The organism is Polynucleobacter sp. TUM22923, assembly GCF_030295705.1.
GTDB lineage: Bacteria > Pseudomonadota > Gammaproteobacteria > Burkholderiales > Burkholderiaceae > Polynucleobacter.
Window position 1 is genome coordinate 419,991 of sequence record NZ_AP027274.1, and the last position, 26,092, is coordinate 446,082.

At 47.6% G+C, this 26,092-nt stretch carries 21 protein-coding genes; 13 read left to right on the top strand and 8 right to left on the bottom strand.

Going from position 1 to position 26,092, the window contains the following annotated elements; all coding sequences use genetic code 11:
• Positions 1 to 10: 10 nt before the first annotated feature.
• The 4 genes from QUD86_RS02235 to QUD86_RS02250 all read left to right on the top strand — a co-directional run bounded on the left by QUD86_RS02235 (position 11) and on the right by QUD86_RS02250 (position 4,933).
• On the top strand, positions 11 to 847 hold the full coding sequence (locus QUD86_RS02235) for a formate dehydrogenase accessory sulfurtransferase FdhD (RefSeq protein ID WP_286298598.1): 837 nt from the start codon (positions 11 to 13) through the stop codon (positions 845 to 847).
• Between the two features lie 41 nt (positions 848 to 888).
• Positions 889 to 1,455: a dCTP deaminase gene (dcd, locus tag QUD86_RS02240; RefSeq protein WP_286297735.1), complete on the top strand. Its 567-nt coding sequence runs from the start codon at positions 889 to 891 to the stop codon at positions 1,453 to 1,455.
• A 39-nt stretch (positions 1,456 to 1,494) separates the two neighbouring features.
• On the top strand, positions 1,495 to 3,762 hold the full coding sequence (locus tag QUD86_RS02245) for an arginine/lysine/ornithine decarboxylase (RefSeq protein WP_286297736.1): 2,268 nt from the start codon (positions 1,495 to 1,497) through the stop codon (positions 3,760 to 3,762).
• Positions 3,763 to 3,979: 217 nt separating this feature from the next.
• Complete coding sequence (locus tag QUD86_RS02250; protein WP_286295630.1) at positions 3,980 to 4,933, top strand: IS30 family transposase; 954 nt, start codon at positions 3,980 to 3,982, stop codon at positions 4,931 to 4,933.
• A 7-nt stretch (positions 4,934 to 4,940) separates the two neighbouring features.
• Here the strand turns inward: QUD86_RS02250 and QUD86_RS02255 are convergent, their stop codons facing one another.
• The 3 genes from QUD86_RS02255 to argH are packed head-to-tail and all read right to left on the bottom strand — an operon-like array spanning position 4,941 to position 8,448.
• Positions 4,941 to 6,476 (bottom strand): TRAP transporter large permease, encoded by a 1,536-nt coding sequence (locus QUD86_RS02255; protein ID WP_286297737.1) that lies wholly within the window; start codon positions 6,474 to 6,476, stop codon positions 4,941 to 4,943.
• A complete protein-coding gene (locus tag QUD86_RS02260) occupies positions 6,473 to 7,024 on the bottom strand; it encodes a TRAP transporter small permease subunit (protein ID WP_286297738.1) in 552 nt (183 codons plus the stop codon). The genes QUD86_RS02255 and QUD86_RS02260 overlap by 4 nt, the downstream gene beginning before the upstream one ends.
• Before the next feature lie 5 nt (positions 7,025 to 7,029).
• The gene (gene argH / locus QUD86_RS02265) at positions 7,030 to 8,448 is read right to left on the bottom strand and encodes an argininosuccinate lyase (protein WP_286297740.1); all 1,419 of its coding nucleotides are present in this window, start codon (positions 8,446 to 8,448) and stop codon (positions 7,030 to 7,032) included.
• Between the two features lie 43 nt (positions 8,449 to 8,491).
• Here argH and hemC point away from each other — a divergent pair, with 43 nt between their 5' ends.
• Together hemC and QUD86_RS02275 are read left to right on the top strand one after the other, a co-directional pair.
• Complete coding sequence (gene hemC / locus QUD86_RS02270) at positions 8,492 to 9,472, top strand: hydroxymethylbilane synthase (protein ID WP_286297741.1); 981 nt, start codon at positions 8,492 to 8,494, stop codon at positions 9,470 to 9,472.
• Between the two features lie 36 nt (positions 9,473 to 9,508).
• Entirely contained in the window at positions 9,509 to 10,321 is an 813-nt protein-coding gene (locus QUD86_RS02275) for a uroporphyrinogen-III synthase (protein WP_286297742.1), read from the top strand.
• Between the two features lie 24 nt (positions 10,322 to 10,345).
• Here the strand turns inward: QUD86_RS02275 and QUD86_RS02280 are convergent, their stop codons facing one another.
• From QUD86_RS02280 to QUD86_RS02290, 3 genes are all read right to left on the bottom strand, one after another.
• Positions 10,346 to 10,909, bottom strand: a complete 564-nt coding sequence (locus QUD86_RS02280; protein WP_286297744.1) for a chorismate--pyruvate lyase family protein — start codon at positions 10,907 to 10,909, stop codon at positions 10,346 to 10,348.
• 2 nt (positions 10,910 to 10,911) lie between these two features.
• Positions 10,912 to 12,534 (bottom strand): DEAD/DEAH box helicase, encoded by a 1,623-nt coding sequence (locus tag QUD86_RS02285; protein WP_286297747.1) that lies wholly within the window; start codon positions 12,532 to 12,534, stop codon positions 10,912 to 10,914.
• A 232-nt stretch (positions 12,535 to 12,766) separates the two neighbouring features.
• Complete coding sequence (locus tag QUD86_RS02290) at positions 12,767 to 14,179, bottom strand: coniferyl aldehyde dehydrogenase (RefSeq protein ID WP_286297748.1); 1,413 nt, start codon at positions 14,177 to 14,179, stop codon at positions 12,767 to 12,769.
• A 53-nt stretch (positions 14,180 to 14,232) separates the two neighbouring features.
• Here QUD86_RS02290 and msrA point away from each other — a divergent pair, with 53 nt between their 5' ends.
• The gene (msrA, locus tag QUD86_RS02295) at positions 14,233 to 14,805 is read left to right on the top strand and encodes a peptide-methionine (S)-S-oxide reductase MsrA (protein WP_286297749.1); all 573 of its coding nucleotides are present in this window, start codon (positions 14,233 to 14,235) and stop codon (positions 14,803 to 14,805) included.
• A 27-nt stretch (positions 14,806 to 14,832) separates the two neighbouring features.
• Here the strand turns inward: msrA and pdxH are convergent, their stop codons facing one another.
• A complete protein-coding gene (gene pdxH / locus QUD86_RS02300; RefSeq protein WP_286297751.1) occupies positions 14,833 to 15,468 on the bottom strand; it encodes a pyridoxamine 5'-phosphate oxidase in 636 nt (211 codons plus the stop codon).
• A gap of 22 nt (positions 15,469 to 15,490) precedes the next feature.
• On the opposite strand from pdxH, the gene QUD86_RS02305 reads away from it, so the two are divergent.
• From QUD86_RS02305 to QUD86_RS02330, 6 genes are all read left to right on the top strand, one after another.
• On the top strand, positions 15,491 to 16,288 hold the full coding sequence (locus QUD86_RS02305; protein WP_286297752.1) for a tRNA threonylcarbamoyladenosine dehydratase: 798 nt from the start codon (positions 15,491 to 15,493) through the stop codon (positions 16,286 to 16,288).
• A gap of 244 nt (positions 16,289 to 16,532) precedes the next feature.
• A complete protein-coding gene (locus QUD86_RS02310; protein ID WP_502928878.1) occupies positions 16,533 to 17,915 on the top strand; it encodes an amino acid permease in 1,383 nt (460 codons plus the stop codon).
• Between the two features lie 10 nt (positions 17,916 to 17,925).
• The gene (ald, locus tag QUD86_RS02315; RefSeq protein ID WP_286298605.1) at positions 17,926 to 19,044 is read left to right on the top strand and encodes an alanine dehydrogenase; all 1,119 of its coding nucleotides are present in this window, start codon (positions 17,926 to 17,928) and stop codon (positions 19,042 to 19,044) included.
• Between the two features lie 86 nt (positions 19,045 to 19,130).
• Complete coding sequence (locus QUD86_RS02320; RefSeq protein ID WP_286297753.1) at positions 19,131 to 19,706, top strand: TMEM165/GDT1 family protein; 576 nt, start codon at positions 19,131 to 19,133, stop codon at positions 19,704 to 19,706.
• Between the two features lie 34 nt (positions 19,707 to 19,740).
• Positions 19,741 to 22,350, top strand: coding sequence for an aminopeptidase N (gene pepN / locus QUD86_RS02325; RefSeq protein ID WP_286297754.1), 2,610 nt, complete (start codon positions 19,741 to 19,743; stop codon positions 22,348 to 22,350).
• A gap of 89 nt (positions 22,351 to 22,439) precedes the next feature.
• Positions 22,440 to 23,444 carry a class 1 fructose-bisphosphatase gene (locus QUD86_RS02330; protein ID WP_286297755.1) on the top strand — a complete coding sequence of 335 codons (1,005 nt, stop codon included), beginning with the start codon at positions 22,440 to 22,442 and terminating at the stop codon, positions 23,442 to 23,444.
• A 74-nt stretch (positions 23,445 to 23,518) separates the two neighbouring features.
• On the opposite strand, the gene cphA is transcribed toward QUD86_RS02330, so the two are convergent.
• Positions 23,519 to 26,089, bottom strand: coding sequence for a cyanophycin synthetase (cphA, locus tag QUD86_RS02335; RefSeq protein WP_286297756.1), 2,571 nt, complete (start codon positions 26,087 to 26,089; stop codon positions 23,519 to 23,521).
• Positions 26,090 to 26,092: the final 3 nt, after the last annotated feature.

Consider the following 26,092-nt stretch of genomic DNA (forward strand, 5'->3'; position numbering starts at 1 on the left):
GTTTATGGCCTTGCCCCACAATATTCAGATGTCCAACGCCTCGGTGCCCCTGGTGCATGAGGTGCAGATCATGGATGAGGCTGGGCGCTTAAAGACTACCCATATCCCGGGTGAGCGACCTTTAACCATTTATTTGGATAAGCGTGAAGTTGTGACATTAATGACCTTAGGTAGTGCCCCAGAGGCTTTGGTGCTGGGTTATTTGCGCAATCAGCGCTTAGTAGAGTCCCCAGACGATATCGAGAGCATTCAGGTGGACTGGGAGACAGACTCGGCAGCGGTCAAGACCCATCGCAGTACTGTAGATATTGATGCCCTGACAAGTAAGCGGGTAGTGACTACTGGGTGCGGCCAGGGCACGATGTTTGGCGGACTGATTGAGGAGATGGATCAGATACGATTACCCGATGGCCCCTTGCTGGCCCAAGAGGCGATTGTGAAGTTGATTGACAGTATCCGCATGCATGACACCATTTATAAGAAATCAGGCTCAGTACACGCTTGTGCGGTGTTTGAGCGTAATGGCGATGATGATGTTCAACTACTGCATTTTATTGAAGACGTGGGTCGCCATAATGCCGTGGACTCCATATCGGGTCTGATGTGGCTCGCGGACAAGCCTGGCAAGGATCTCGTTTTCTTTACAACCGGGCGTCTGACCTCAGAGATGGTGATTAAAGGAGCTCAGATGGGTATTCCCTTCCTGTTGACTCGTTCTGGCGTTACCCTGATGGGCCTAGAGTTGGCACGCAAAACCAATCTCACGCTGCTATCTCGCTGTTCCGGGAAGCATTTTGAGATTTATAACGCTCCAGAGAGAGTCGTTTTTACCCCTGCATCTGAGTAAATTGATGGGCATTGCCCCTGCGAAGGTTTTACAATTCGGCCATGACTATTAAATCTGACCACTGGATCCGCCGTATGGGCACGCAAGGCATGATCAGCCCATTTGAACCTGAGCAAGTTCGCATAGACGCTGCCGGCCAAAAAATTGTAAGTTACGGCACCTCTAGCTACGGCTACGACATTCGTTGTGCTGATGAATTCAAGATCTTTACGAATATCAACAGCACTATCGTCGATCCAAAGAACTTTGATGAGCAATCCTTCGTAGACTTTAAGGGTCCGGTTTGCATCATTCCACCAAACTCCTTTGCCTTAGCAAGAACAGTAGAGTATTTTAAGATCCCTCGCAGCGTACTAACAGTGTGCGTTGGTAAGAGTACTTATGCCCGCTGCGGAATTATTGTGAATGTCACTCCATTCGAGCCTGAATGGGAAGGCTATGTGACGCTAGAGTTTTCAAACACGACACCGTTACCCGCCAAGATTTACGCTGGTGAAGGTTGTGCGCAAGTATTGTTCTTTGAGAGTGACGAAGTATGTGGCACGTCCTACAAAGATCGTGGCGGCAAATATCAAGGCCAAGTCGGCGTTACCTTACCAAAGACTTAATCTGTTGAATCGCCAGATTGGCGACCTTAAAGGGTACTCATGAAATTTCGTTTCCCAATCATCATTATTGATGAGGATTTTCGTTCTGAAAATATTTCAGGTTCCGGTATTCGTGACTTAGCTGAAGCTATTGAGACTGAGGGGATGGAAGTCATTGGTTTGACAAGTTATGGTGACCTTACATCCTTTGCCCAGCAAGCCTCTCGCGCCTCCTCATTTATTGTCTCGATTGATGATGAAGAGTTTGTAACAGACTCCGAGGATCACGACCTACCAGCACTCAATAATTTACGGGCATTTATTACCGAAGTGCGTAAACGCAATGAAGATATTCCAATCTTCTTGTATGGTGAGACTCGCACATCACGTCATATGCCTAACGACATCTTGCGTGAGTTACATGGCTTTATTCATATGAATGAAGACACGCCTGAGTTTGTAGCGCGCCACATTATTCGAGAAGCTAAGGTTTACTTAGATTCATTAGCACCGCCATTCTTTCGGGCCTTAACCAATTACGCTTCTGAGGGTTCTTACTCTTGGCATTGCCCTGGACACTCAGGCGGTGTTGCATTTTTGAAGAGCCCAGTGGGACGCATGTTCCATCAGTTTTTTGGTGAAAATATGTTGCGTGCGGACGTTTGTAACGCCGTAGAGGAATTGGGTCAGCTCTTAGACCACACCGGCCCCGTATTGCAAAGCGAACGTAATGCAGCGCGGATATTTAATGCTGACCACTTATTTTTTGTCACCAACGGTACTTCTACCTCAAACAAAATTGTTTGGCACTCTACAGTAGCTCCTGGTGATGTTGTCGTAGTCGATCGAAATTGCCATAAGTCTGTGATTCATTCCATTACGATGATGGGCGCAATTCCGATTTTCTTAATGCCAACGCGTAATCATTTGGGCATTATTGGGCCTATTCCAAAAGAAGAATTTGAATGGAGCAATATCCAGAAGAAAATTGATGCTAATCCGTTCATTAAAGATAAAACGGTCATACCACGTGTCATGACTTTGACTCAAAGTACCTATGACGGGATTGTTTATAACGTTGAGATGATTAAAGAAATGCTCGACGGCAAAGTGGACTCTTTGCACTTTGATGAAGCTTGGTTGCCACATGCTGCTTTCCATCCTTTCTATAAGGATATGCATGCCATTGGATCAGACCGCAAGCGCACTAAGAAGAGTTTGATGTTTGCAACCCAATCAACCCATAAGTTATTGGCGGGATTATCACAAGCATCTCAGGTGCTAGTGCAGGATGCTGAAGATACTAAGCTCGATCGTGACTGCTTCAATGAGGCGTATTTGATGCACACCTCTACCAGCCCTCAATACGCCATCATTGCATCTTGCGATGTGTCTGCGGCAATGATGGAAGCCCCTGGTGGAACAACGCTGGTAGAAGAATCTATTGCGGAAGCGATGGACTTCCGTCGTGCGATGCGTGAAGTAGATGCTAAGTTTGGTGCGGACTGGTGGTTTAAGGTCTGGGGCCCAGATCACTTAGCGGATGAGGGTATTGGCGAGCGCTCTGATTGGGTGCTGGAGCCCAATGCCAGTTGGCATGACTTTGGTAATGTTGCTGAAGATTTCAATATGCTGGACCCCATCAAGGCGACCATCGTAACGCCCGGTTTAGATATTGAGGGGAACTTCGGTTCTGTGGGCATCCCAGCTAGCATTGTTACGAAATATTTGGCTGAGCATGGCGTGATTGTGGAGAAGTGTGGTTTGTATTCCTTCTTCATTATGTTCACTATTGGTATTACTAAAGGGCGCTGGAATACTTTGGTTACGGAGTTGCAGCAATTTAAAGATCACTTTGATAAAAATGCTCCCTTATGGAAAGTATTGCCAGAGTTCGTAGCAAAACATCCTCGCTATGAGCGGGTAGGTTTGAAGGATATTTGCCAGCAAATTCATGAGTTCTATAAAGGTCGTGACGTAGCGCGGATGACTACTGAGATGTACACCTCAGATATGGTGCCAGCGATGATGCCTTCAGAAGCTTGGGCCAAGATGGCGCATAAGAAAGTAGATCGTGTCCCCCTGGATCGGCTGCAGGATCGGATTACGGCGATGTTAGTGACGCCATACCCACCGGGCATTCCATTGCTAATTCCAGGCGAGCGTTTTAATAAGCGAATTATTGATTACCTCTATTTTGCGCGCGACTTCAATGCGCAATTCCCTGGGTTTGAGACCGATATTCATGGACTAGTAAAGTCAGAAGTAGATGGGCGTAGTGAATATTATGTCGATTGCGTCAGACTGGAGTCAGATAGCACGCTGTAATTGCTGCCTTTAGTTTGATTAAAATGCCCTGCCTTTGCGGGGTACTTTTTGCCATTACTGGCAGCGCTTCTCATTGACAGGACCAAACTCAAAACTCAAAACCTGCCACTGCAACATTAGGTGAATTCAACTACGAAGTGCAACTTTGATCAATTAGAGCTAGTGGCTAAGGATATTTTAGTATCCATAGTTTCTAGACCTGCAAGTCAAAGTAGCCATGACCTATCAACACCTTAGCCAAGAAGAACGATATCAGATTTATATCCTCATGAAAGACGGAAAAACCCAAAGCCAGATCGCCCAGCTCATGAATCGACATAAGTCGACCATTGGCCGAGAGCTATCTCGCAATACCGGAGGCAGAGGATATCGACCGAGACAAGCCTGTTTATTAGCAGAGGAACGCTCCCTAGGCTCTCGTAATGCTACCCAAATCACCCCAGCTGATTGGGATCAAACGGTAGAGTACCTACAAGACCAATGGAGCCCTGAGCAAATCGCAGATGTTGTAGGGATTAGCCATGAGACCATCTATCGCCATGTTTATGCTGATAAAGCCGCTGGTGGCACTCTTTACCAGCAGTTACGCTGTCAAAAGAAACGTAAAAAGCGCTATGCCAGTGGCCGGGATCGACGAGGCCAGATCGTAGGCAGAAGGCCGATTAGTGAGCGCCCAGAGCATATTGAAGCCAGATCTCAAGTCGGTCACTGGGAAGGCGATACCGTGATTGGGGCAGCGCACAAACAAGCTATTGTGACCTTAGTGGAGCGCAAGAGTGGTTATGCTGTTCTAGCCAAAGTACCCAATAAAACTTCGACCCTGGTAGGTAACGCCATTATTGAAGGACTGGCCCCCTATCAAGCTAAGGTCAAAACACTAACTTATGACAACGGAAAGGAATTTGCCGAGCACGCCCGGATTGATACAGCACTGCAATCCACCACCTACTTTGCTGATCCTTTTGCCAGTTGGCAACGCGGTTCTAATGAAAACTTCAATGGCTTACTAAGGCAATACATCCCCAAAAAGAGGCCTTTATCCACCGTAACTGATGAGGAGCTTAGAATGATTGAAAGCAAGCTTAATAACCGACCTCGTAAGAGGTTGGGATTTAAAACCCCCAATGAAGTGTTTATGCAGTCCTTAAACCGTGTTGCACTTCGTGTTTGAATCTACGTTATTTCATTACTGGTTTATCTAGCTGAAAGACCACCGGTGCATCGTCGCCTACGGTATTTGCCGGTATCGCTGCTGCGGGCTCTTCACTGTTCGTGAAATTAAAATCTTGGCTTTGAACAAGTGCTGCTGGCTTATCTAGTAGCGTTGTAACGAGTGCCGGAAAGGCGATGACGAGCACCACCATGATGAGTTGCAAGCCTACCCAGGGTAGTGCGCCCCAGTAAATATCGCTACTCTTGACTTCTTTAGGGGCAACCCCTCTTAGGTAAAAAAGGGCAAAGCCAAAAGGGGGATGCATAAACGAGGTTTGCATATTCACGCACAACATTACTCCGAACCATACCAATGCAGCGCTGGCCGCCGCCTGGGGATTGCCATTCATTGAGGCAAGCAGCACAGGGGCGAGCAATTTGACGGCAACAGGCGCTAGTAGGGGGACGATGATGAAGGCAATTTCAAAAAAATCCAAAAAGAATGCTAGAAAAAATACGAACAAATTTACGGCCACTAAAAATCCAACCCAGCCACCCGGTAAGTCTGAAAATAATGCCTCTACCCATTGCCCACCATCAACACCTTGAAACACCACTGAAAAACAGGTAGAGCCAATCAAAATAAAGACAACCATGCAAGTGATTCGCATCGTATTTTGGTAGGCTTGCTCAATGAGGCCTTTGAGGTTCGGGATGTTGGAGCGGCGTAACCAGGCCAGCGCTAAGGTACCCATTGCACCCATGGCACCCGACTCTGTGGGCGTGGCAATGCCGGTCATGATGGTACCTAAAACCAAAAAGATGAGTACTGCTGAAGGAATAATCCCAAGAAGACATTTTTTCCAAAGACTCCAGCCCCTGAGCGTGAGTTGACTCTCTGGGGCGGCGGGTAAGTAGTCTGGACGAAAGCGTGACAAGAGGAAGGTGTAGAGCGCAAACAGGCCGATTTGAAGTAGCGATGGCCCCCAAGCACTGAGATACATGCTGCCAACATCTGCACTGCCGCTTTGGGTTTTGAGTTGATCTGCCAGAACAATGAGTACCAATGAAGGTGGCACTAATTGCGTAATGGTTCCAGAGGCCGCTAAAACGCCCGTAGCGTAGCGCATGTTGTAACCGTAACGCATCATGACCGGCAGGGAGATCATGGCCATAGCGATCACCTGAGCAGCTACAGTGCCAGTAATTGCTCCTAAGATGAATCCCACAATAATGACTGAGTACCCTAGTCCACCCCGAACGCGTCCAAATAATTGACCCATGGAGTCCAGCATCTCTTCAGCTAAGCCGCAACGCTCTAGGATGGCTCCCATAAAGGTAAAGAAAGGAATTGCTAGGAGCAGGTCGTTAGCAAGAACCCCGCCAAAAATACGCTGCGGGATAGCCTGTAAAAAAAGCACATCAAAATAATGCTCGCTAATGGCAATGCCCGCAAAGAAAAGACCTGCGGCCATTAAAGAAAAGGCCACTGGAAATCCGATCAACATAAATACAATCAAGCCGCCAAACATAAGCGGTGGCATCCACTCTAATGGGATCATTGCATGGGCTTTTCGTAATGCAAATCAGCGGCTGACAAAGTGGATTTACCGTTGAGTGCGCTAATGCGTTTAATGATTTCAGACAGACCTTGAAGGCTCAGCATAAAAAAGCCAAAGGGTAGCAAAAATTTAACGGGATAGCGTACTAAACCGCCAGCATTGAGAGAATGCTCAGATACCAGCCAGGATGGATAAAACAATGAAACCCATGATAGCCAGGCAAACAGAATGCAAGCAGGCATTAAAAATACCATCAGGCCAAATAGATCGACGTAAATACGCCCGCGATCAGAAAGTTGGGAATAGATTAAATCTACCCGCACATGTTCATTGCGCTTTAGGGTGTAAGCGGAGCCAAGCATAACGGCAGCGGCGAACAGATACCACTGCAGTTCTAGTGGCCAGTTGTTACTGATGTCTAAGGTATAGCGCAGCAAGGCATTGACTGCCGATACAACGCAAGAGAGCAAGATCATGATGCTTGCCGCCTTGCCTAGCAGCTGATTAACGCGATCAATGCTCGCTGAGAGTGTTCCCCACAAGCCCATGTGATCTAGAGACCAGCACGACCCTGTTCAATGGCTGCCAAGACCTGTGCCGGTGCCGTGCCACCCGCATGCTGACGTGAGTTCACTGAACCCTCTACCGTGAGCAGGGCAAAGACGTCATCAGACATGAGTTCTGGGCGACTATCTAAACCACAAGCAAACCGCAATTCAGAAAGGCTAAGGTCAGTTAGCATGCATTTGCGACCCACGCAGGCTTTTACTGCATGCGCTACTGCCTCATGTGCATCTCGGAAGGCTAAACCTTTTTTTACTAAATAGTCTGCCAAGTCAGTAGCTGTTGCAAAACCTTCTTCAGCCGCTGACCTCATTACATCCGCTTTGACTTCAATATGGGGAATCATGTCAGCAAAAATACGCAAAGTATCTTGTACGGTATCGACCGCATCAAATAAAGGCTCTTTATCTTCCTGATTATCTTTGTTGTAAGCCAAAGGCTGACTCTTCATCAACGTCAATAAAGAAATTAAGTCGCCGTAAACGCGCCCTGTTTTGCCTCGGGCTAGTTCAGGAACATCGGGATTTTTCTTCTGGGGCATGATAGAGCTTCCGGTACAAAAGCGATCCGGTAGATCAATAAATCCAAAGCGAGGGCTGAGCCAAAGCACCAACTCTTCTGAGAGGCGTGATACATGCATCATCAAGATAGCAGAGAACGCGCAAAACTCGATTGCAAAATCACGATCAGAGACAGCGTCTAATGAATTTGCGCAGATGCCATCAAAGCCAAGGGTACGCGCTACTTGTTCACGATCGATTGGATAGGTGGTGCCCGCTAAAGCCGCCGCGCCCAATGGCAGGCGATTAAACCGTACACGTAAATCTGCTAAGCGGCTGGCATCTCGACTAAACATTTCGTAATAGGCCATCAAGTGGTGGCCAAAGGTAATCGGTTGAGCGACTTGCAAATGGGTATGACCAGGCATGATCGTTGCGGCATGTTTCTCTGCAAGATCAAGCAATGCAGCACGTAATGATTTTAGTGTGACCGCGATTTCATCGACGCTACCACGCAACCAAAGTCTTAAGTCAGTCGCGACCTGGTCATTGCGTGAGCGACCGGTATGCAGCCGCTTACCAGCATCGCCCACTAACTGCGTCAAGCGGGCCTCAATATTTAAATGAACATCTTCCAGAGCTAGCTGCCATTGAAATTCACCAGCCTCGATTTCACTCTTAATCTGCGCCATTCCTTTTTGAATATCCGCTAAATCTTGGGTGCTGACAATCTTTTGAGTTGCCAGCATTTCAGCATGGGCCAAGGATCCTGCGATATCAACCATCGCAAAGCGCTGGTCAAAGCCAATCGAGGCAGTGTAACGTTGCACTAGTTCGTCAACGGGTTCGGTAAAGCGGGCCGACCAAGCTTGGGCTTTGTTGGCAAGGGAATTATTTGATGTGCTCATAAACGCAGTATATTGGTGAAGGTCTTCGATTATCTTAAATGTTATGTCCCAACTCCCTATTTCTAGCTCTATATCCTCTATTTCTAGCCCTCCTCAGCGCCTCGTTATTGCCTCTCGCGAGAGCCGGCTTGCTATGTGGCAAGCCGAGCATGTCAGGGATTGCCTAAAAAAGCACTATCCAGAGTGCGATGTCCAGATCTTGGGTATGACCACTCGGGGTGACCAAATTTTGGATAAAGCACTCTCCAAGGTGGGTGGTAAAGGCCTCTTTGTTAAAGAGCTGGAAACAGCTTTGGAGGACGGACGAGCCGATTTAGCGGTACATTCCCTTAAAGACGTCCCAATGGTGATGCCTCAGGGCTTTGATTTATCGTGCGTCATGGCGCGTGAGGATGCGCGTGATGCGTTTGTATCGAACGACTATGCCAGCCTAGAGGATCTTCCTCAGGGCGCTATTGTGGGAACTTCTAGCCTACGCCGTGAATCTGTCTTGAGAGCGCAATTCCCGCATTTGGAGATTCATCCTTTACGGGGTAACTTGGATACCCGTATGGGTAAGTTGGATCGTGGCGAGTATCAGGCCATCATTTTGGCGGCTGCGGGTCTAAAGCGCCTAGGGCTAGAGGCCCGTATTCGAGCGCTATTGCCAATTGATCCTTATACACCAGCAGCTGGGCAGGGCGCTTTGGGCATTGAAACCCTCAGCAAACATCCGAATATTAAAGAGTGGCTTGCCCCCTTAAGCAATTTACCAACCTGGTATGCAGTGACAGCTGAGCGAATGGTCTCGCGTCAATTGGGAGGCTCTTGTGAAGTGCCTTTAGCGGCTTATGCTGTTTGGAGCGAAGATCAAATGCAGATTCGCTCATTTGTGGCTAGCGTTGATGGCAAGGCAATCTGCTTGGCTAGCGCCCAAGGACCTGTCAGAAGCTTGGCAGAAGCAGAAGCCCTAGGTCTTGTAGTAGCGCAGGATTTAATTTTGCAAGGCGCAGCAAGCTTACTGCCAAATGGTTTGCCTCAGTAGATAACAAAGCAAAGTAGCAATCAAAGTACCGGACCTATGAGCACAAAGACCATTGTGATTACGCGCCCTAGCGGGCAAGCACATCAGCTGTCAGCGTTGCTTAACGAGTGTTTGCAAAACAGCCCGGCTAGCCAAGCAAAGCCTCCGGAAATCATTTCTCTGCCATTACTCACCATTCTTCCGGGGAGTGGGAGTACATTGGCCCAAGATATTGCGGCATCGTTACATGCTGCCGATTTAGCAATTTTTGTTAGCCCAAATGCCATTGAATGCACGATGCGTTTGTTAGGATGTTCTTGGCAAGAGGTCTCTAACAGCCCAGTTCCGATTGGGGTAATGGGCGGGGGTAGCTTAGCTGCTTTAAGTGCTTATGGCATTGGTAGCGAGAGCACCCCAACATGGCTACTTTATCCCCAAGACAATACTGAGTGGGACTCTGAGGGTCTTTGGAAGGTACTGCAAAAACTGCAATGGGATTGGCCTACAAAGCGAGTGGTGATATTGAAGGGCGAGGGCGGTCGTGATTGGCTGGCTGATACGCTCAAAGCAGCCGGGGCACACTTAAATCTGATTTCGGTATACAGCCGCATTCCTCTAGACTTAGAAAGCCCTATTTGGGGCGACATCCGAAAAATAGACTTTGTTCAATCTCTTTGGTTGCTAACTTCCTCGGAAGCTGTGCGCCACCTGGGGCGCGCTCAGTTACCACTGAATCTTAGCGTCGCTTTATGTTCGCACCCGAATATTGCAGATGCAGCGAGACAAATTGGTTTCAGAGAAATCATAGTTTGTGAGTCTGGCGATGACGCTTTAGTCAAAGCAAGTCAACATTGGCTTGAGCAGCAATAGTCTGAGCAGCAACAGCCCGACTACTTAATAGCTTAGAAGTGCGGGAAAAAAGACTTCGCTCACTAGAAGCGGCTTCCCTTTCAGGTGATACAGAGTGCGCCTTCCCCAGACGACGCTAGGCAAGCTTTCATAGCGCTGTAAACAGGTTTTCCATAGGGCGCTGTGCTGATCAAGGCGCGCAATCTCTCGCATAGGCTTTGCCTTGGAATGGGCGCGGGATTTTGCGAATAAGACGGCCCCTAAAGGCTTACGACCTAAGCGCAGAACCTGGTGGTTACTGCCGCTAGAGCTTGAACTAGGAATGATGCTACGTGCTATTACCAAGGGAATATTGTTTGCGCACAGCAATACTTCTCGAACCCGACAGCGCTGGATCTTTAAATGAAAATAGCGACTTTCGTCGCTATTAAGATTTTGTCGGCAATCTCGTAAAACTACTACTTCAAGTTTTTGGCCAATGACGGATTCAATTTTTTGAGTTAAAGAACCAGTATCACTGAGCCAAGACTGCCACTTGCGTGGCGCTTGATGCAGTTCACCGGAATCGACTCGATTCCATGAAGAACGGAGGCGACGACGGTGAGCCATATTTAGTTGCCGCTAAAGCTACGACGTTGACCGCCAGTTTTAGGTTTAGCAAAACGAGGACCAGTTGAGGGACGTGAATCACCAGATGGACGTGAGTCGCTAGAGCGGCTGCCAGTACTTGGACGCGAATCCGCAGAGCGTGCAGGACGTGAATCACCAAAGCGATTGCCAGGACGTGAGTCACCAGATGGACGTGAGTCACTTGAAGGACGTGCATCACCAGACGAGCGAGATTCAAAATGATTGCCCGAGCGGTTTCCACCAGCATTACCGCTACCAGAGCGAGACTCAGAACGAGCGCCCGAACCGTAGCCGCCACCGGAACGACCACCGCCACCGCCGCCACCGGAACGACCGCCACCAGAGCGACCGCCACCTGGGCGACCACCGCCGCCACCGCCACCACCAAAGCTAGGCTTGGCTTGTGGCTCGAGTCCGGCAATAACAGAGGCAACGATATCTTGCTGTGTGAAGCGTTCGATATTGCGAATCTTTGCGCGATCACGATGCTCGACTAGGGTAATTGCTACGCCGTTACGACCAGCGCGTCCAGTTCTACCAATACGGTGTGTGTAATCTTCTGGCTTCATAGGTAAGCCAAAGTTAATCACGTGGCTAATGCGGGGTACATCGATACCGCGCGCAGCGACGTCAGTAGCAACCAAAATCTTGGTGTGACCTTTGCGAAGTGACTCAAGGCGACGCATACGCACAGCTTGGGGCATTGCACCATGAAGTGCAGTAGCTTCGTAACCATTGGCACGTAGGGTATCAGCAATTTTTTCACTTTCGATCTGGGTGCTCGCAAACACAACAGCCTGATCTAAAGAAGCGTCAGCCAAAATATGCTCGAGCAATTTATGCTTGTGTGAAACACTGTCAGCCCAGTGAAGCTTCTGTTCAATGTTGGCATGTTTTTCACCAGCATGAGCGAGCTCAATACGTTTTGCGTTAGTGGTCAGTTCATTGGCCAAAGACATAATCTTTGGTGCAAAAGTAGCAGAGAACATCAAGGTTTGCGTGCGGGCAACACAACGCTTATCAATCGCTTCTAGATCATCTGCAAATCCCATGTCTAGCATGCGATCCGCTTCATCGATTACGAGTTGCTTTACATCATCCAAGCGAATAGCTTTGCTGTCAGTTAAGTCAAGTAAACGACCTGGCGTTGCAACTACTAACAATGCGCCTTTCAATGCTTGGATCTGCTTGCCGTAAGGCATGCCACCCATGACTGTCGCTATGCGAATACCCTTCATCCCACGCACTAGGTTTACTGCATCTGCAGAAACCTGTTGCGCTAATTCACGGGTAGGGCAGAGTACTAATACTTTAGGCTGAGCACGACCTGGAACAGGTGAGTTGCTTGGGTTGTCTTCAATCAATTGATTAATTAAAGGTAATAAAAAGGCGGCTGTTTTACCGCTACCAGTTTGACTGCTGACTAATAAATCGCCACCTGCCAAAGCCGCAGGAATAACCTGAGCCTGTACTTCGGTAGCTTGGGTATAACCCAACTCAGCAATGTTTTTAAGGAGTGATGGCGCGAGCGCGAAAGACTGGAATTCAGTTCCAGTTGGCTTTGAGTCTTTGGATTCGTGATTCGTTTCTTGAGAAAAAGTCATGCTATTGCACATCCCCTTTAAGGGATGTCTCCGTGTATACACTCTTGTTTTTTTTGAGTGTGATGGTCAAAGGCATCGACCATCAGACAGGCGGCAGCGTTGTTGTGTTTATGACTTCTAAACTAATCGCTGAAATATAGCTGGGGGGCGATGAATCAAATTGCTTTAAAAAGCCCCTAAGTATGACATTGAAATTGCTCAATAGCAAGGGTTTCCCCTTAATCTATTTTAATTAGCGTAGCCATCGAAGCAGACGCTTGACACCTTTTCCATAGGGCGGCCTTGCCAATTGAGTGCCCCGTAGGAAGGATAGCCCGAAGAAACCGCGCACCTGAAGAATCGACTTTCGATGGCTGAAGGTGTCAAAACCTGCTTTGCCATGATAAGCACCCATACCACTGGCGCCAACGCCACCAAAGGGAAGGTCTTCCACTGCAACGTGAAGTAAGGTGTCGTTAATCGTGACTCCGCCAGAGCGCGTTTCATGAAGCACGCGCTGCATTGTGTTGCGATCCTTGCCAAACCAATAAAGGGCCAATGGTTTGGGCTTACTGTTCACGTAGTGAATAGCGGCAGTAATGTCCTCAACGATGACTATTGGCAGAATAGGCCCGAAGATTTCCTCCTGCATGATGAGTGCATCTGCCGGCACATTCATTAATGCTAGTGGCGTGAAATAGTTTGGGATACTCTCTTGCAGTGGTAGCAGTGGTAGCAGTGGAGCAACCTGAGCCCCGCGCTCTACCGCATCTTTTGCCAACAACTGCCAACGTGCAAGTTGCGTTGAATCAATCGCGCTAGTGAACTCTTCTACATTAGAAAACTGTTCTCGAGCGGCATTTTGTAGTTCTGCAACAAAAGCAGCGCATTGACTTTGATGAATTAAAACGTAATCTGGTGCAATACAGGTTTGACCACCGTTAATCAATTTTCCGTAAATGATGCTTTTGGCAGCATCTGGAAGATTAGCTGACAGATCGATCATCGCAGGCGATTTACCGCCAAGCTCGAGCGTGATGGGGGTTAAGTGATTGGCTGCAGCGCGCATCACTTTCTTGCCGGTATTTTCCGAGCCAGTAAAAAAGAGATGATCAAAGGGAAGCGCAGCAAATGATTCAGCAACGTCTACGCCACCAGTTGTTACGCAAAATTCACTCGGGTGAAAATACTCTTGAATAAGGCTCGCCAAATAACCGGATGTACGTAAACTTCTTTCAGAGGGTTTTAGCCAAACTCTATTACCAGCTGCAAGTGCTGCAATGGCCGGAACAAGCGCTAATTGGACTGGATAGTTCCAAGGACTCATGATGCCCACTACACCCAAAGATTGCATTTCAGTCCAAGCCTGAGATGAACCTAGGAAGCTGGGCGTATCTACTAAGCTGGGTTTCATCCACTCTTTAAGATGTTTGCGAGCATGCTTGCAGGCTTGATAAATCATTTGAAATTCAGCCAGCCTTGTCTCAATTGGATTACGAACTCCAAAATCTGCTTCTAAAGCCTTACAAATTCTTTCCTCATTGGCTGCAACCAGCTTTTCAATACGGCCAATTCTTTCTAGTCGAACCTCAAGAGTGGGATTGGGTTGGGCAGCATAAGCCGCTTTAATTTCTTCTAATTGGAGCGTAAGGCGATTGACTGTCATGGGAATAAGATAGGCGGCAAGCAAATGATTGAATAAGGTATTAGGATAAAGGTATGAACACAATTAATGAAGAAAACTTAGCAACTGTGGAGCGTGCCACCTTAGGAGGGGGCTGTTTCTGGTGTCTTGAGGCTGTTTATCAGCAAATTATTGGCGTAAGCGCGGTGATTTCAGGTTACGCAGGCGGCCCTCGCGCCAATCCGGATTATGAGTCTGTTTGTACGGGTACAACCGGCCATGCAGAAATTGTCGACATCTATTTTGATGCCAGTGTGATCACGTATCGCGATCTGCTGGAAGTGCTATTTGTGATTCATGACCCAACTACACTGAACTATCAGGGTAATGACCATGGTACCCAATATCGCTCGGTCATCTTTACGCATAGCGAGGCTCAAAATAAGACTGCGCATGAGGTGGTAAGAGAATTAGTGGATGCGAAAATCTATTCCAATCCAATCGTGACAGAAATTGCTGACGCACCAGTGATTTATCCGGCCGAAGATTACCATCAAGATTATTTCCGTCAGCACCCTGGGCAGGGTTATTGCATGGCGGTAGTAGCGCCTAAGCTAGCTAAATTTAGGGCGAAGTTTAGATCTTTGTTAGCTGTAGGATTTCAATAAGACGCAATCAGATCGTCGGTGGTCAATTTAGGGGGCCAACCGGGTAATGCGCCAGTCGTTCCCCTCTAGTTGATAGTGAATACGATCGTGCAAACGTGATGGACGGCCCTGCCAAAATTCAATTTCGGTTGGGCGCAATCGATATCCTCCCCAGTGCTCTGGGCGCGGAGGCTCATTTCCATACTTCGCGGCAAAATCTTTTTCAGCTTGCTCTAAAAATTCCCGGTTTGGGATTGCAGTACTTTGTGGGGAAGCCCATGCGCCAATTCGGGAGGCCGGTGGACGAGAGTGATAGTAATCATCACTTTCAGCTGCGGTGATTTTTTCAGTCGAACCCTTGATGCGTATTTGACGTTCAAGTTCATGCCAATGAAATAACAATGCTGACTGGGGCCGAATTGCCAGCTCACGACCCTTTTGGCTGTCGTAATTGGTAAAAAAGGTAAAGCCACTCTGGTCTGCGCCTTTTAGTAAGACAATACGAGCTGAAGGATTACCAGCCTGATCAGCAGTCGCCAAGGTCATGGAGTTCGGTTCAGGACACTCTGCTTTTGTGGCCTGATCAAACCATATTTGAAATAAGGCTAGCGGATTGGCTGGAACTTCAGTTTCTAAGAGCTGACCAAAGGTATAGTTTTTACGAAGTTGAGCAATGGGATCCATTTTTAAAGTATACAGAGAAGCTATGGCAGAAGACAGGTTGGAAGCAACTGAGGTAGTGGCTAATGAGGTTAGCGCAGATGATCGTCGCTTTGGAGGGGTAGCTCGCCTCTATGGCCCTGAGCTGCGTGAACGATTTCGCAAGGCAACTGTGGTTGTGGCTGGATTAGGAGGTGTTGGTTCTTGGGCTGCTGAAGCCCTAGCTAGAACCGCTATCGGCCATCTTGTATTGGTTGATTTTGATCACATTTCTCAGAGCAATACCAATCGTCAATTACATGCGCTTGAGGGAGAGTTTGGTAAGGCTAAGGTGCAGGCTATGGCTGAGCGGATACGGCTGATTAATCCTGAAATCACGCTGACTATCTGTGACACATTTTTAGAGCCACAAAATTTAGAGGAGTGGATTCCTCAAGAGGCTCTAGTTTTAGATGCAACCGATTCAGTGCTGACCAAAATTGCTTTAGCAGTTTGGGCTACCCAAAACCAGCGCGCACTAGTGATGTGTGGTGCCGCGGGTGGAAAATCGGATCCTACCTCTGTTCGTTGCGAGGATCTTTCTCGAACCGAACAAGATGCTTTGCTCGCAAAGGTGCGCCAAGGACTTAGACAAGATCATGGCTTTTCCAGAAATCTAAAAGACAAGATGGGTATTCGTGCTGTGTATTCACATGAGCCAAGAGCCGGAGTAGCAAGTGGTGGCTTAGCCTGCTCAGGCTATGGATCTACCGTGATGGTAACGGCAGCCTGTGGCTTAGCTGCCGCCGCAGAAATCCTGAATCTGATCTCGATTCAGTCAGTAGGCTCAGTAAAGTCTATCTAAATCTAGCTGAATCTATCTAAACCCTTAAGGGCAATCCCTGTAGGAAATTACGTATTCTTCTGTCATCTATTGGGTGTTTAAAAATGCCTAGTCCTTGATTTAAATAAGCATTTTTGTTTTGTAAGAATCATATTTATTCATTTAGTAGATTTAGATAAATTACCCCTCTAGTAGAGATCAGAACTCCTGCCTAGACTTTGCTTCGTTGGTGACTTGCCAACGACAAACTGAAAGGGGGTCTGTTTTGCAGACTGAACATACTGGTTTAAAGCGTCACCTCAAGGTGCGACATATTCGTTTGATGGCTTTAGGGTCAACGATTGGTGTCGGACTATTTCTTGGCTCTGCAAGTGCGATCAAAATCGCTGGGCCTTCCATTCTGCTGGGATATCTACTGGCGGGCATCGTCGCTTTTATTGTGCTGCGCACTCTAGGTGAGATGGCAGTCCATGAGCCTGTAGCGGGATCATTTGCAGCCTATGCCAATACCTACGTGGGTCCTCTAGCTGGCTATATGGTCGGCTGGGGTTATTGGACTTACTGGATCGTCGTGGGTATTGCCGAGGTCACGGCTGTGGGTATTTATATGGGAATTTGGTTTCCAGACACGCCGCAGTGGATTTGGGCACTATCGTCGATTCTGATGATGGGTCTGATCAATCTAATTGCAGTAAAAGTCTTTGGTGAATTTGAGTTCTGGTTTGCCTTGATCAAAGTCGTGGCGATTATTGCGATGATTGCATTAGGTTGCTCCGTGATTTTCTTTGGCTTTACGAATGACTGGAATCCCATTGGATTAAGTAATCTATGGATTCATGGAGGCTTTTTCCCAAATGGCATTAGCGGCATGCTGCTCTCGCTGCAGATGGTCTTATTTGCTTATGTCGGCATTGAGATGATTGGCTTGTCTGCTGGTGAGGCTGAGAATCCACGTAAAACCATACCCATGGCAATTGATTCATTGGCCTGGCGCATCTTGATTTTTTATATGGGTGCAATCTTCGTGATTCTGGCGATATTCCCTTGGAACGAAGTGGGTCAGCAGGGCAGTCCTTTTGTAGTGATGTTTGAACGCATTGGCTTGCGTGAGGCTGCAGGCATGATTAACTTTGTGGTGATTACCGCAGCACTGTCTTCCTGTAATGCTGGCATTTTTAGTGGTGGACGCTTGTTGTATGCCTTATCGGTAAATGGGTATGCGCCATCTCCTTTTGCGAGGTTATCTAGGTATGGCGTTCCTCATCGAGCGGTGATGGCAACAGTAGCTGTGTGTATGTCAGGAGTCGTACTCAATTACTTTGTACCTGATAAGGCATTTCAGTATGTCATGGCCGCAGTGACGTTTATTGGCCTGATGGTGTGGATTTCTATCTTAATTACCCAGATTCAATTTCGTCGTTCTTTGACAAAAAACCAGGTAGCTGAGTTAGCTTATCGCACCCCTTGGTGGCCCTATTCCTCGTGGTTCGCATTGGCATTTATTGCTTTAGTAGTAGTGCTGATGGGCTTTCATGAGGATGCCAGGATGGCTTTGATATTAGGGCCTTGCTTAATGGGCTTGTATCTCGTCATGTTCTACCTGGTGGGATTGCATCACAAAACCAAACTCAATCGTGACTTTAAATAAGGAGATAGCAATGATTGTTGGCGTACCTCAAGAAGTAAAAAATAATGAATTCCGTGTGGGCTTAACCCCGGGTAATGTAAAAGGTTTGTGCAAACAAGGTCACTCTGTATTAGTTCAGAGGGGGGCTGGAGAGCAGATTGGTTTAACAGACGAGTCTTATCGTTTAGCAGGAGCTACATTGATTAATAGTGCGGCTGAGGTATTTGCAAAAGCGGAGATGATTGTCAAAGTCAAAGAGCCTCAGCCACAAGAATGCGCTATGTTGCGCGAGGATCAGATTCTCTTTACCTATTTGCATCTTGCTCCGGACCCAACCCAAACCAAAGCATTGATGTCCTCAGGGGCTACATGCATCGCCTATGAAACGGTAACCTCAGGACTTGGTGGATTACCGCTGCTAGCGCCAATGAGTGAAGTGGCTGGCAGGATGTCGATTCAGGCAGCAGCTTCTCATCTTGAAAAGACTCATGGCGGTTTAGGTATTTTGATGGCTGGGGTGCCGGGCGTTGCCCCTGCAAAGGTTGTCATCTTGGGTGCAGGTGTAGTAGGTCGTAATGCCCTTCAAATGGCGGTAGGGATAGGTGCGGAAGTCTGTATTTTTGACCGCGATATTGATCGTTTAAGGCAGATAGATATGTTGTATGGCAATCGCGTCAGAACCTTTTATGCAGACCCGCTATCAGTCGAGCTGGAAGTGTGTGAGGCGGATGTAGTGATTGGCGCTGTACTATTGCCAGGAGGTGCTGCACCAAAGTTAGTCACTCGAGAGATGGTCCGCAAGATGAAGGTTGGTGCTGTAGTGGTTGATGTGGCAATAGATCAAGGGGGTTGTTTCGAAACCTCCAGACCTACTACCCATACAGACCCTACTTTTACTGTGGATGGTGTGTTGCACTACTGCGTTGCCAATATGCCGGGTGCTGTAGCTCGTACCTCTACTTTTGCGCTTACCAATGCAACCTATCCTTACATTGAAGCATTAGCGAATAAAGGCGGCTTGATTGCTTTGCTCAATGATCCTCACTTGCGGAATGGGTTAAGTGTGCACCGAGGAATATTGACATCAGAACCAGTAGCCATTGCTCAGAAAAAAGACTTTGTATCCGCTGAGGAATTGCTAGCCGTATAGTACTTTGGCGGCATATATTGCGAATATGCCGCCTTCTTTGCTCTATTATCAATAGATGCAAAAACAAACCCTAACAGCTTAAGCGGATGGATATTTCTGCGCTAGCAATATCTACAGGCGTTGTTGCTCTGGCCGAGATGGGAGATAAAACCCAGTTACTTTCTTTGATGTTAGCGGCCCGCTATCCGAAACAAGCGCTCGGAATCATTGGCGGCATTTTTATTGCAACGATTGCGAATCATGCTTGCGCGGCTTTTTTAGGGCACTGGCTCACCAGTCTAGTGAGCGCAAATATTCTGAAATGGGTTTTAGGGCTCAGTTTTTTGGGTATCGGACTTTGGCTGCTGGTTCCAGACCATATTGATGATGCGGCAGACTCTAAAGTGGCCGACAAAGCCTTGCAGGTTTTTATGCTGACAACAGGTCTTTTTTTCTTGGCAGAGATGGGAGATAAGACCCAGATCGCCACTATCGCCCTGGGGGCAAAGTATGCAGATGTGCTGTCAGTCACCATAGGCACCACTTTGGGGATGATGCTAGCGAATGCCCCTGCAGTCTGGATAGGCCAGAAATTTACTCAGCGTTTACCGCTTCGATGGGTGCATGGGGTAGCTGCAATCACTTTTATTGCGATTGGTTTAGCGACCCTCATTTGGGGTTAAGAACAAACGGCCATTCGGGGCTTAAAATTACCTCATGAAAACTGATCTATCGCAGAGCTTCAGCAGGCTCAAGTATCTCCCCCCTCATTACACTCTAAGTCAGGTAGAGCTTGATATTGCTTTAGATCCAGCGCGAACTATTGTTAAAAGTCGCCTTGAGGTTTTACCTGGTCCCAATCATGAGGCAGGATTGCCTTTGGTTCTTCAGGGTCAAGAGCTTGAATTTGTAAGCTTACGTATCAATGGCGAGGCTCATCGTCAGTTTGAGTTGACGCCTCTGACGCTGACGATTCATGCGCTACCCAATGATGGCTGCCAAGCGTTCATTGTCGAGATCATTTGTGTTTGCATTCCGGAGAAAAATACCTCTCTGATGGGGCTCTATGTTTCTAACGGCAACTTTTTTACGCAATGTGAAGCTGAGGGATTTCGCAAAATTACCTATTTTCTAGACAGGCCTGATGTGATGGCGCGCTATCGGGTTACTTTGCGGGCGCGAGAGGCGGAGTATCCAGTTTTATTATCCAATGGCAATTTACTGAGTACTGAAAAACTAGCTAATGGCTGGCACACTGCAGTCTGGGAAGATCCATTTCCTAAACCCGCTTATTTATTTGCATTGGTTGCCGGTAAGTTGGAATGTATTGAAGAGACCATCACGACCAGTAGTGGCGCAAAGAAACTATTGCAGATTTGGGTTGAGCCACACGATTTAAAGAAGACGCGCCATGCGATGGATTCTTTAATTGCCTCCATTTACTGGGATGAAAAACGCTACGGCTTGGAATTGGATCTAGAGCGCTTCATGATTGTGGCTGTAGGAGATTTTAATATGGGGGCTATGGAGAATAAGGGCCTCAATATCTTCAACACTAAGTATGTCTTGGCTCAAGCAATGACTGCAACCGACGCCGACTTTGCCAATATTGAGAGCGTTGTGGCACATGAGTACTTTCATAACTGGACGGGTAATCGGGTGACTTGCCGTGACTGGTTCCAGCTATCCCTAAAAGAGGGTTTGACCGTATTTCGTGATCAAGAATTCTCTGCCGATCAAATGGGCAGTGAGTCCGGTAGGGCGGTAAAGCGGATTGAGGACGTGAGACTTTTGCGTCAACTCCAATTTCCAGAAGATGCGGGCCCAATGGCGCATCCTATTCGTCCAGACGAGTATCAAGAAATCAATAACTTTTATACCGTGACAGTGTATGAAAAAGGCGCTGAGGTTGTGCGCATGTACCAAACGCTGCTGGGTAGAGAGGGCTTTCGTAAGGGAATGGATCTCTACTTTAAACGCCACGACGGTCAGGCTGTGACTTGCGATGATTTCTTGATGGCGATGGCTGATGCGAATGGGTGTGATCTTGAGCAATTCAAGAATTGGTATAGCCAAGCAGGCACTCCAATGGTGAGCGTGATCGAATCATATGATGCGGCTACAAAAGAATATCAAGTAACGTTGACACAGCACTTTCCTGCAAATGTAAAAAATATGGACACCAAGTTGTTTCATATTCCATTGGCAATGCGCTTATTGACGCCGACTGGTGATCAACAAGAATGCTTGTTGGAGTTGATGCAAGAAAGCCAAACGTGGACCTTTCCAGATGTAAAAACCCGCCCTGTTTTGTCCATTAATCGCAATTTTTCTGCGCCCATTAAGTTGGACTTTGATCAAAGTGAGGCCGATTTATTAACGCTATTCTCGAGTGACGATGACGCGTTTAATCGCTGGGAGGCTGGACAAAAATTAGCAATGCAGATGATTTTGCAGAACCGTTTGCCTGATGCAGCGCTGATTTCGGCTTATCGCGATCTCTTAATGGACCCTGTATTGGACCCTGCGTTTAAAGACCTTGCGCTGACTTTGCCTGCAGAAACTTATTTGTATGAGCAGTGTGTCAGCGTTGATCCTCAGAAAATTTATGCAGCTCGTCGTGCTTTCCGTCAGGCTATTGCAAGAGAGCTCCGAATCGAGTGGGCCTCCCTCTATCAGCAAATGCAAACGCCTGGCCCATTCAATCCTGATGCGGTAAGTGCTGGCAAACGGGCCTTGAAAAATCTGGCGTTGAGTATGTTGCTCGAGGCAGATCCCTTAATTTGGTCGCCAATGGCGGTCAATCAATATCACAATGCCGATAATATGACTGATCGGTATGCTGCTTTAGCGGCGCTGGTGATTCAGGGATCCCCATCTGCAGTTGCATGCCTTGAAGACTTTTATACTCACTTTGCAGATGACCCTTTAGTAATCGATAAATGGTTCTCTTTACAGGCGAGTAGACCACCCGTTTCTGATGCTGATGCCACTTTAAGCGATGTGCGTCGCTTGCAAGGGCACGAGGCTTTTAAGATGAATAACCCTAATCGTGTTCGTAGCGTGATTCATGCGTTTTGTATGAATAACCCCGCTAGCTTTCATCAAATAGATGGTAGTGGTTATGCTTTTTGGGCAGAATCTGTGCTCGCCTTAGATGCTATCAACCCTCAAGTAGCTGCTCGTTTAGCTAGAGGCCTTGACCGCTGGAAGCAGTTTGCACAGCCCTATCAAAGTCTGATGCAAGCAGCCCTGCAGCGAGTAGCTGCATGTGAAACCCTCTCAGCGGATGTGAAAGAGGTGATTTTGAAAGCGCTTGGTGATTAAAGCGGCATATTTTTTAGAGTAAATGTGCTTTAAAGGCAAAATAGAGTCTGTTTAGCAATGCACCACCCCAGATTGATGGAGAATTCCTTTTGACAGCTTCAACTACTTTTAATACCCATTTCAAGCAATATTTAGAGACTGTTCAGGTCAAGGGCAATGCCGTTCCTGCTGGTCTTCAAGAGCTGTTGGTTGCGGTTGCTGATACTTGTATGACTCTCAGCCATGAAGTGGCTCAAGGTGCTTTGATTGATTTATTGGGTTCTGCTGGCACAGGCAATGTGCAGGGTGAAGTTCAGCAAAAGTTAGATGTGATCGCGAATGATCTATTAATTGAAGGTGTACAAGGCTGTCAATCACTCGCAGGCTTAGCTTCTGAGGAAATGGAGTTACCAGTTGCCGTTCAAGGAACGGGTGATTACTTACTATTATTTGACCCACTCGATGGCTCATCCAATATTGATGTGAATGTATCCATCGGTACGATTTTCTCCGTCCTTAAAAAACAAAACTCTGCTGCACCTTTGCAAACAGCGGACTTCTTATTGTCGGGGCGTCATCAGGTAGCTGCCGGTTATGTGGTTTATGGACCTCAGACCACAATGGCCTTAACCCTTGGTGATGGTGTTGTGATGTTTACCTTAAATAGGGTTACTGGTGAATTTGTACTAATTAAAGAATCTGTAGAGATAGCCCACAGTACCAAAGAATTTTCAATCAATATGTCCAATATGCGTCATTGGGCAGAGCCAGTGCGCCGTTACGTTGATGAGTGTCTTGCGGGTGTTGGCGGTGAGCGTGACAAAGACTTTAATATGCGCTGGATTGCTTCCATGGTGGCAGATGTGCATCGCGTACTTTCTCGAGGGGGTATTTTTATGTACCCTTGGGACCAGCGCGAGCCGCATAAGCCGGGCAAGTTACGCTTAATGTATGAGGCAAACCCGATGAGCTTTTTAGTAGAGCAGGCCGGTGGTGCATCTACGAATGGGGATCAATTGATTATGGATTTAATTCCGACGGACCTGCATGAGCGTGTGTCTGTCATGCTGGGATCTAAAGAAGAAATCGAGCGTTTACAGCGTTACCATGCGTAGAGTTAGTTACTAGAAAATAGGACTGCTCTTTATGGCAGTGTTACAAAAGCCCAATCAATGATTGGGCTTTTTGTTTATGGCCGTACCTTTTCTTTAAGATAGGCCAATGATTCTTCGACTTGATCAATTAAGATTAGGCAAATATCACCGGGTGATAAATCATTTAATGCCGTATCAATCGCTAAAAACTCGCCAGTAATTTCTTTGACTTGCTTTGCTTGCGTTGTTCCCACTAGCCCCTCTTGCAAGAGCTTTAATACTTCACCATCTTCGCGACCACGTTGACATTGATCTTGATACAAAATGACGTTATCAAAATTATTCCCTAAGATGCGGGTGAGATCACGGATATCTTCATCACGACGATCACCGGCCCCACTAATGACTACGTGACTCTTTTTGGGCTTCATTGCTGTAATTGCGCTCGCGAGCGCGCGCATAGCATCTGGGTTGTGGCCGTAGTCAGCAATGACAGTGGCACCCTTATGCTGGAATTGATTAAAGCGTCCTGGCACTGCGTTGGCAGAGCTTTGAAAGGAGTGTAGGCCGCGTGCAATTTTCTCAGCGTCTAATCCTAGCGCCCATGCAGCACCAATAGAGGCCATTGCATTTTCTATTTGAAAGCCGAGCACCCCATTTTGAGTGATCGGAATTTCACTTACAGGAAAGCGGTAGACAACCCGAGCGCCCTTGGACGCAACAATGTAAGTACCGTCACAGTAAATAACTTTTTTATTCTTTGCCCGATGCGCAGCAATCACGGGGTGGTGTTGATTTTGAGCAAAGAAAATGACGCGGCCATTACAAACGTCACCCATTTTGACCACAATGGGATCTGCTGCATTGAGGACTGCCGCGCCGGTGGGGGCTACGTTTTGCACGACTACCCGTTTCAGAATGGCTAAATCCTCGACGCTGGTAATGTAGTTCAGGCCTAAATGATCCCCTTCACCGATATTGGTTACTACGGCTACTTCACAACGATCAAAACCCAAACCTTCGCGTAGCATTCCTCCGCGGGCTGTTTCTAGAACGGCGGCATCTACATCGGGATGCATTAAGACATTGCGCGCGCTTTTGGGGCCGCTACAGTCGCCAGAGTCAATCAGTCGATGGTTGATGTACACGCCATCGGTCGATGTCATACCAACGCGTAGACCTGTCTCATTAATAAGATGGGCAATCAGACGTACGGTGGTTGTTTTGCCATTGGTGCCCGTCACAGCCACCACTGGAATACGGCCATCTTCGCCCAATGGGTACATCGTATTAATAATATCTTCGCCAACGGGACGACTTTTGCCATACGAGGGCTTGAGGTGCATGCGTAAACCAGGGGCAGCATTGACTTCGACAATACCGCCACCTTGTGCTTCAAGAGGTTTATAAATTGCCTCACACAGAATATCGACACCAGCAATATCTAGGCCAATCATTTGTGCCGCAGCGATAGCGCTAGCCGCCACATCGGGATGCACATCATCCGTTACATCCGTAGCGGTTCCGCCAGTACTTAAGTTGGCATTATTGCGCAATAAAACCCGCTCCCCAGTCTTGGGAATGGATTCTGGGCTCAGATTGTTGCTGGCTAAATGAGCTAAGGCAATATCATCAAAACGAATTTTAGTTAAAGCAGTTGCGTGACCATCGCCACGTAAAGGATTACTGTTCTCTAGTTCTACCAATTGAGCGATAGTGTGCTTGCCATCGCCAACGACTTGGGCAGGCTCACGACGTGCAGCAGCAGAAAGTCGATTGCCAACCACTAGGAGGCGATAGTCTGCACCTGGTAAATAACGCTCAACAATGGTCTCACGGCCAAAAGCCTGAGTCACAATAAAGCCTGCGCGAACCTCTGCTTCAGTCTGAATGTTGGCAACTACACCTTTACCCTGATTGCCATCTTTAGGTTTGAGGACAATCGCCCCACCAATTTTTTGTGCAGCCCGCCAGGCATCGTCAGCGGTAGTAACTACTTCGCCAATGGGTACAGAAACGCCTGCAGCGGCGAGTAAATTTTTGGTCAGCTCTTTATCCTGAGCTATCGCTTCTGCAATGGCGCTCGTGTCGCTAGTCTCTGCCGCTTGAATACGTTTTTGTTTGCTACCCCAGCCAAACTGCACCATGCTACCTTCCGTCATGCGGCGAAAGGGAATATTTCTTTGAACGGCAGCATCTACGATAGAACCTGTACTGGGCCCAAGCCGAACATCTTCATATAGGGCCTCTAATTCAGAGAGAGCTGCAGTGAGATTAAATGGAGAGTCAGTCAGCGTAGCCAGAATTAATGCAAAAGCAAAGTCAAATGCCATACGGCCGACTACCTCTTCGGTGTACTCGACCACGACCTGATAAACACCAGCTTCAATGGTTTGTACTGTACGACTAAAGGTGACTGGGCAGCCTGCCTGCGATTGCAGACCGAGGGCTGCATGCTCCAAGGCATGCGCTAATGAGAGAATTTGATTATGACCACCCCGACGCATGCTCCCTAGTTGAGGAAAGCGCTCTCGAATTCTGTTTTCAAAATCAGGAATGGAATCAATGGAGCGTTCAGTTTCATCGCAAGAAACAATCGCCTCCAGGGCGGTGTGTCGGCTCCATAAATTTGGGCCGCGCAACATACGAATACGGGTGATTTCCAATTA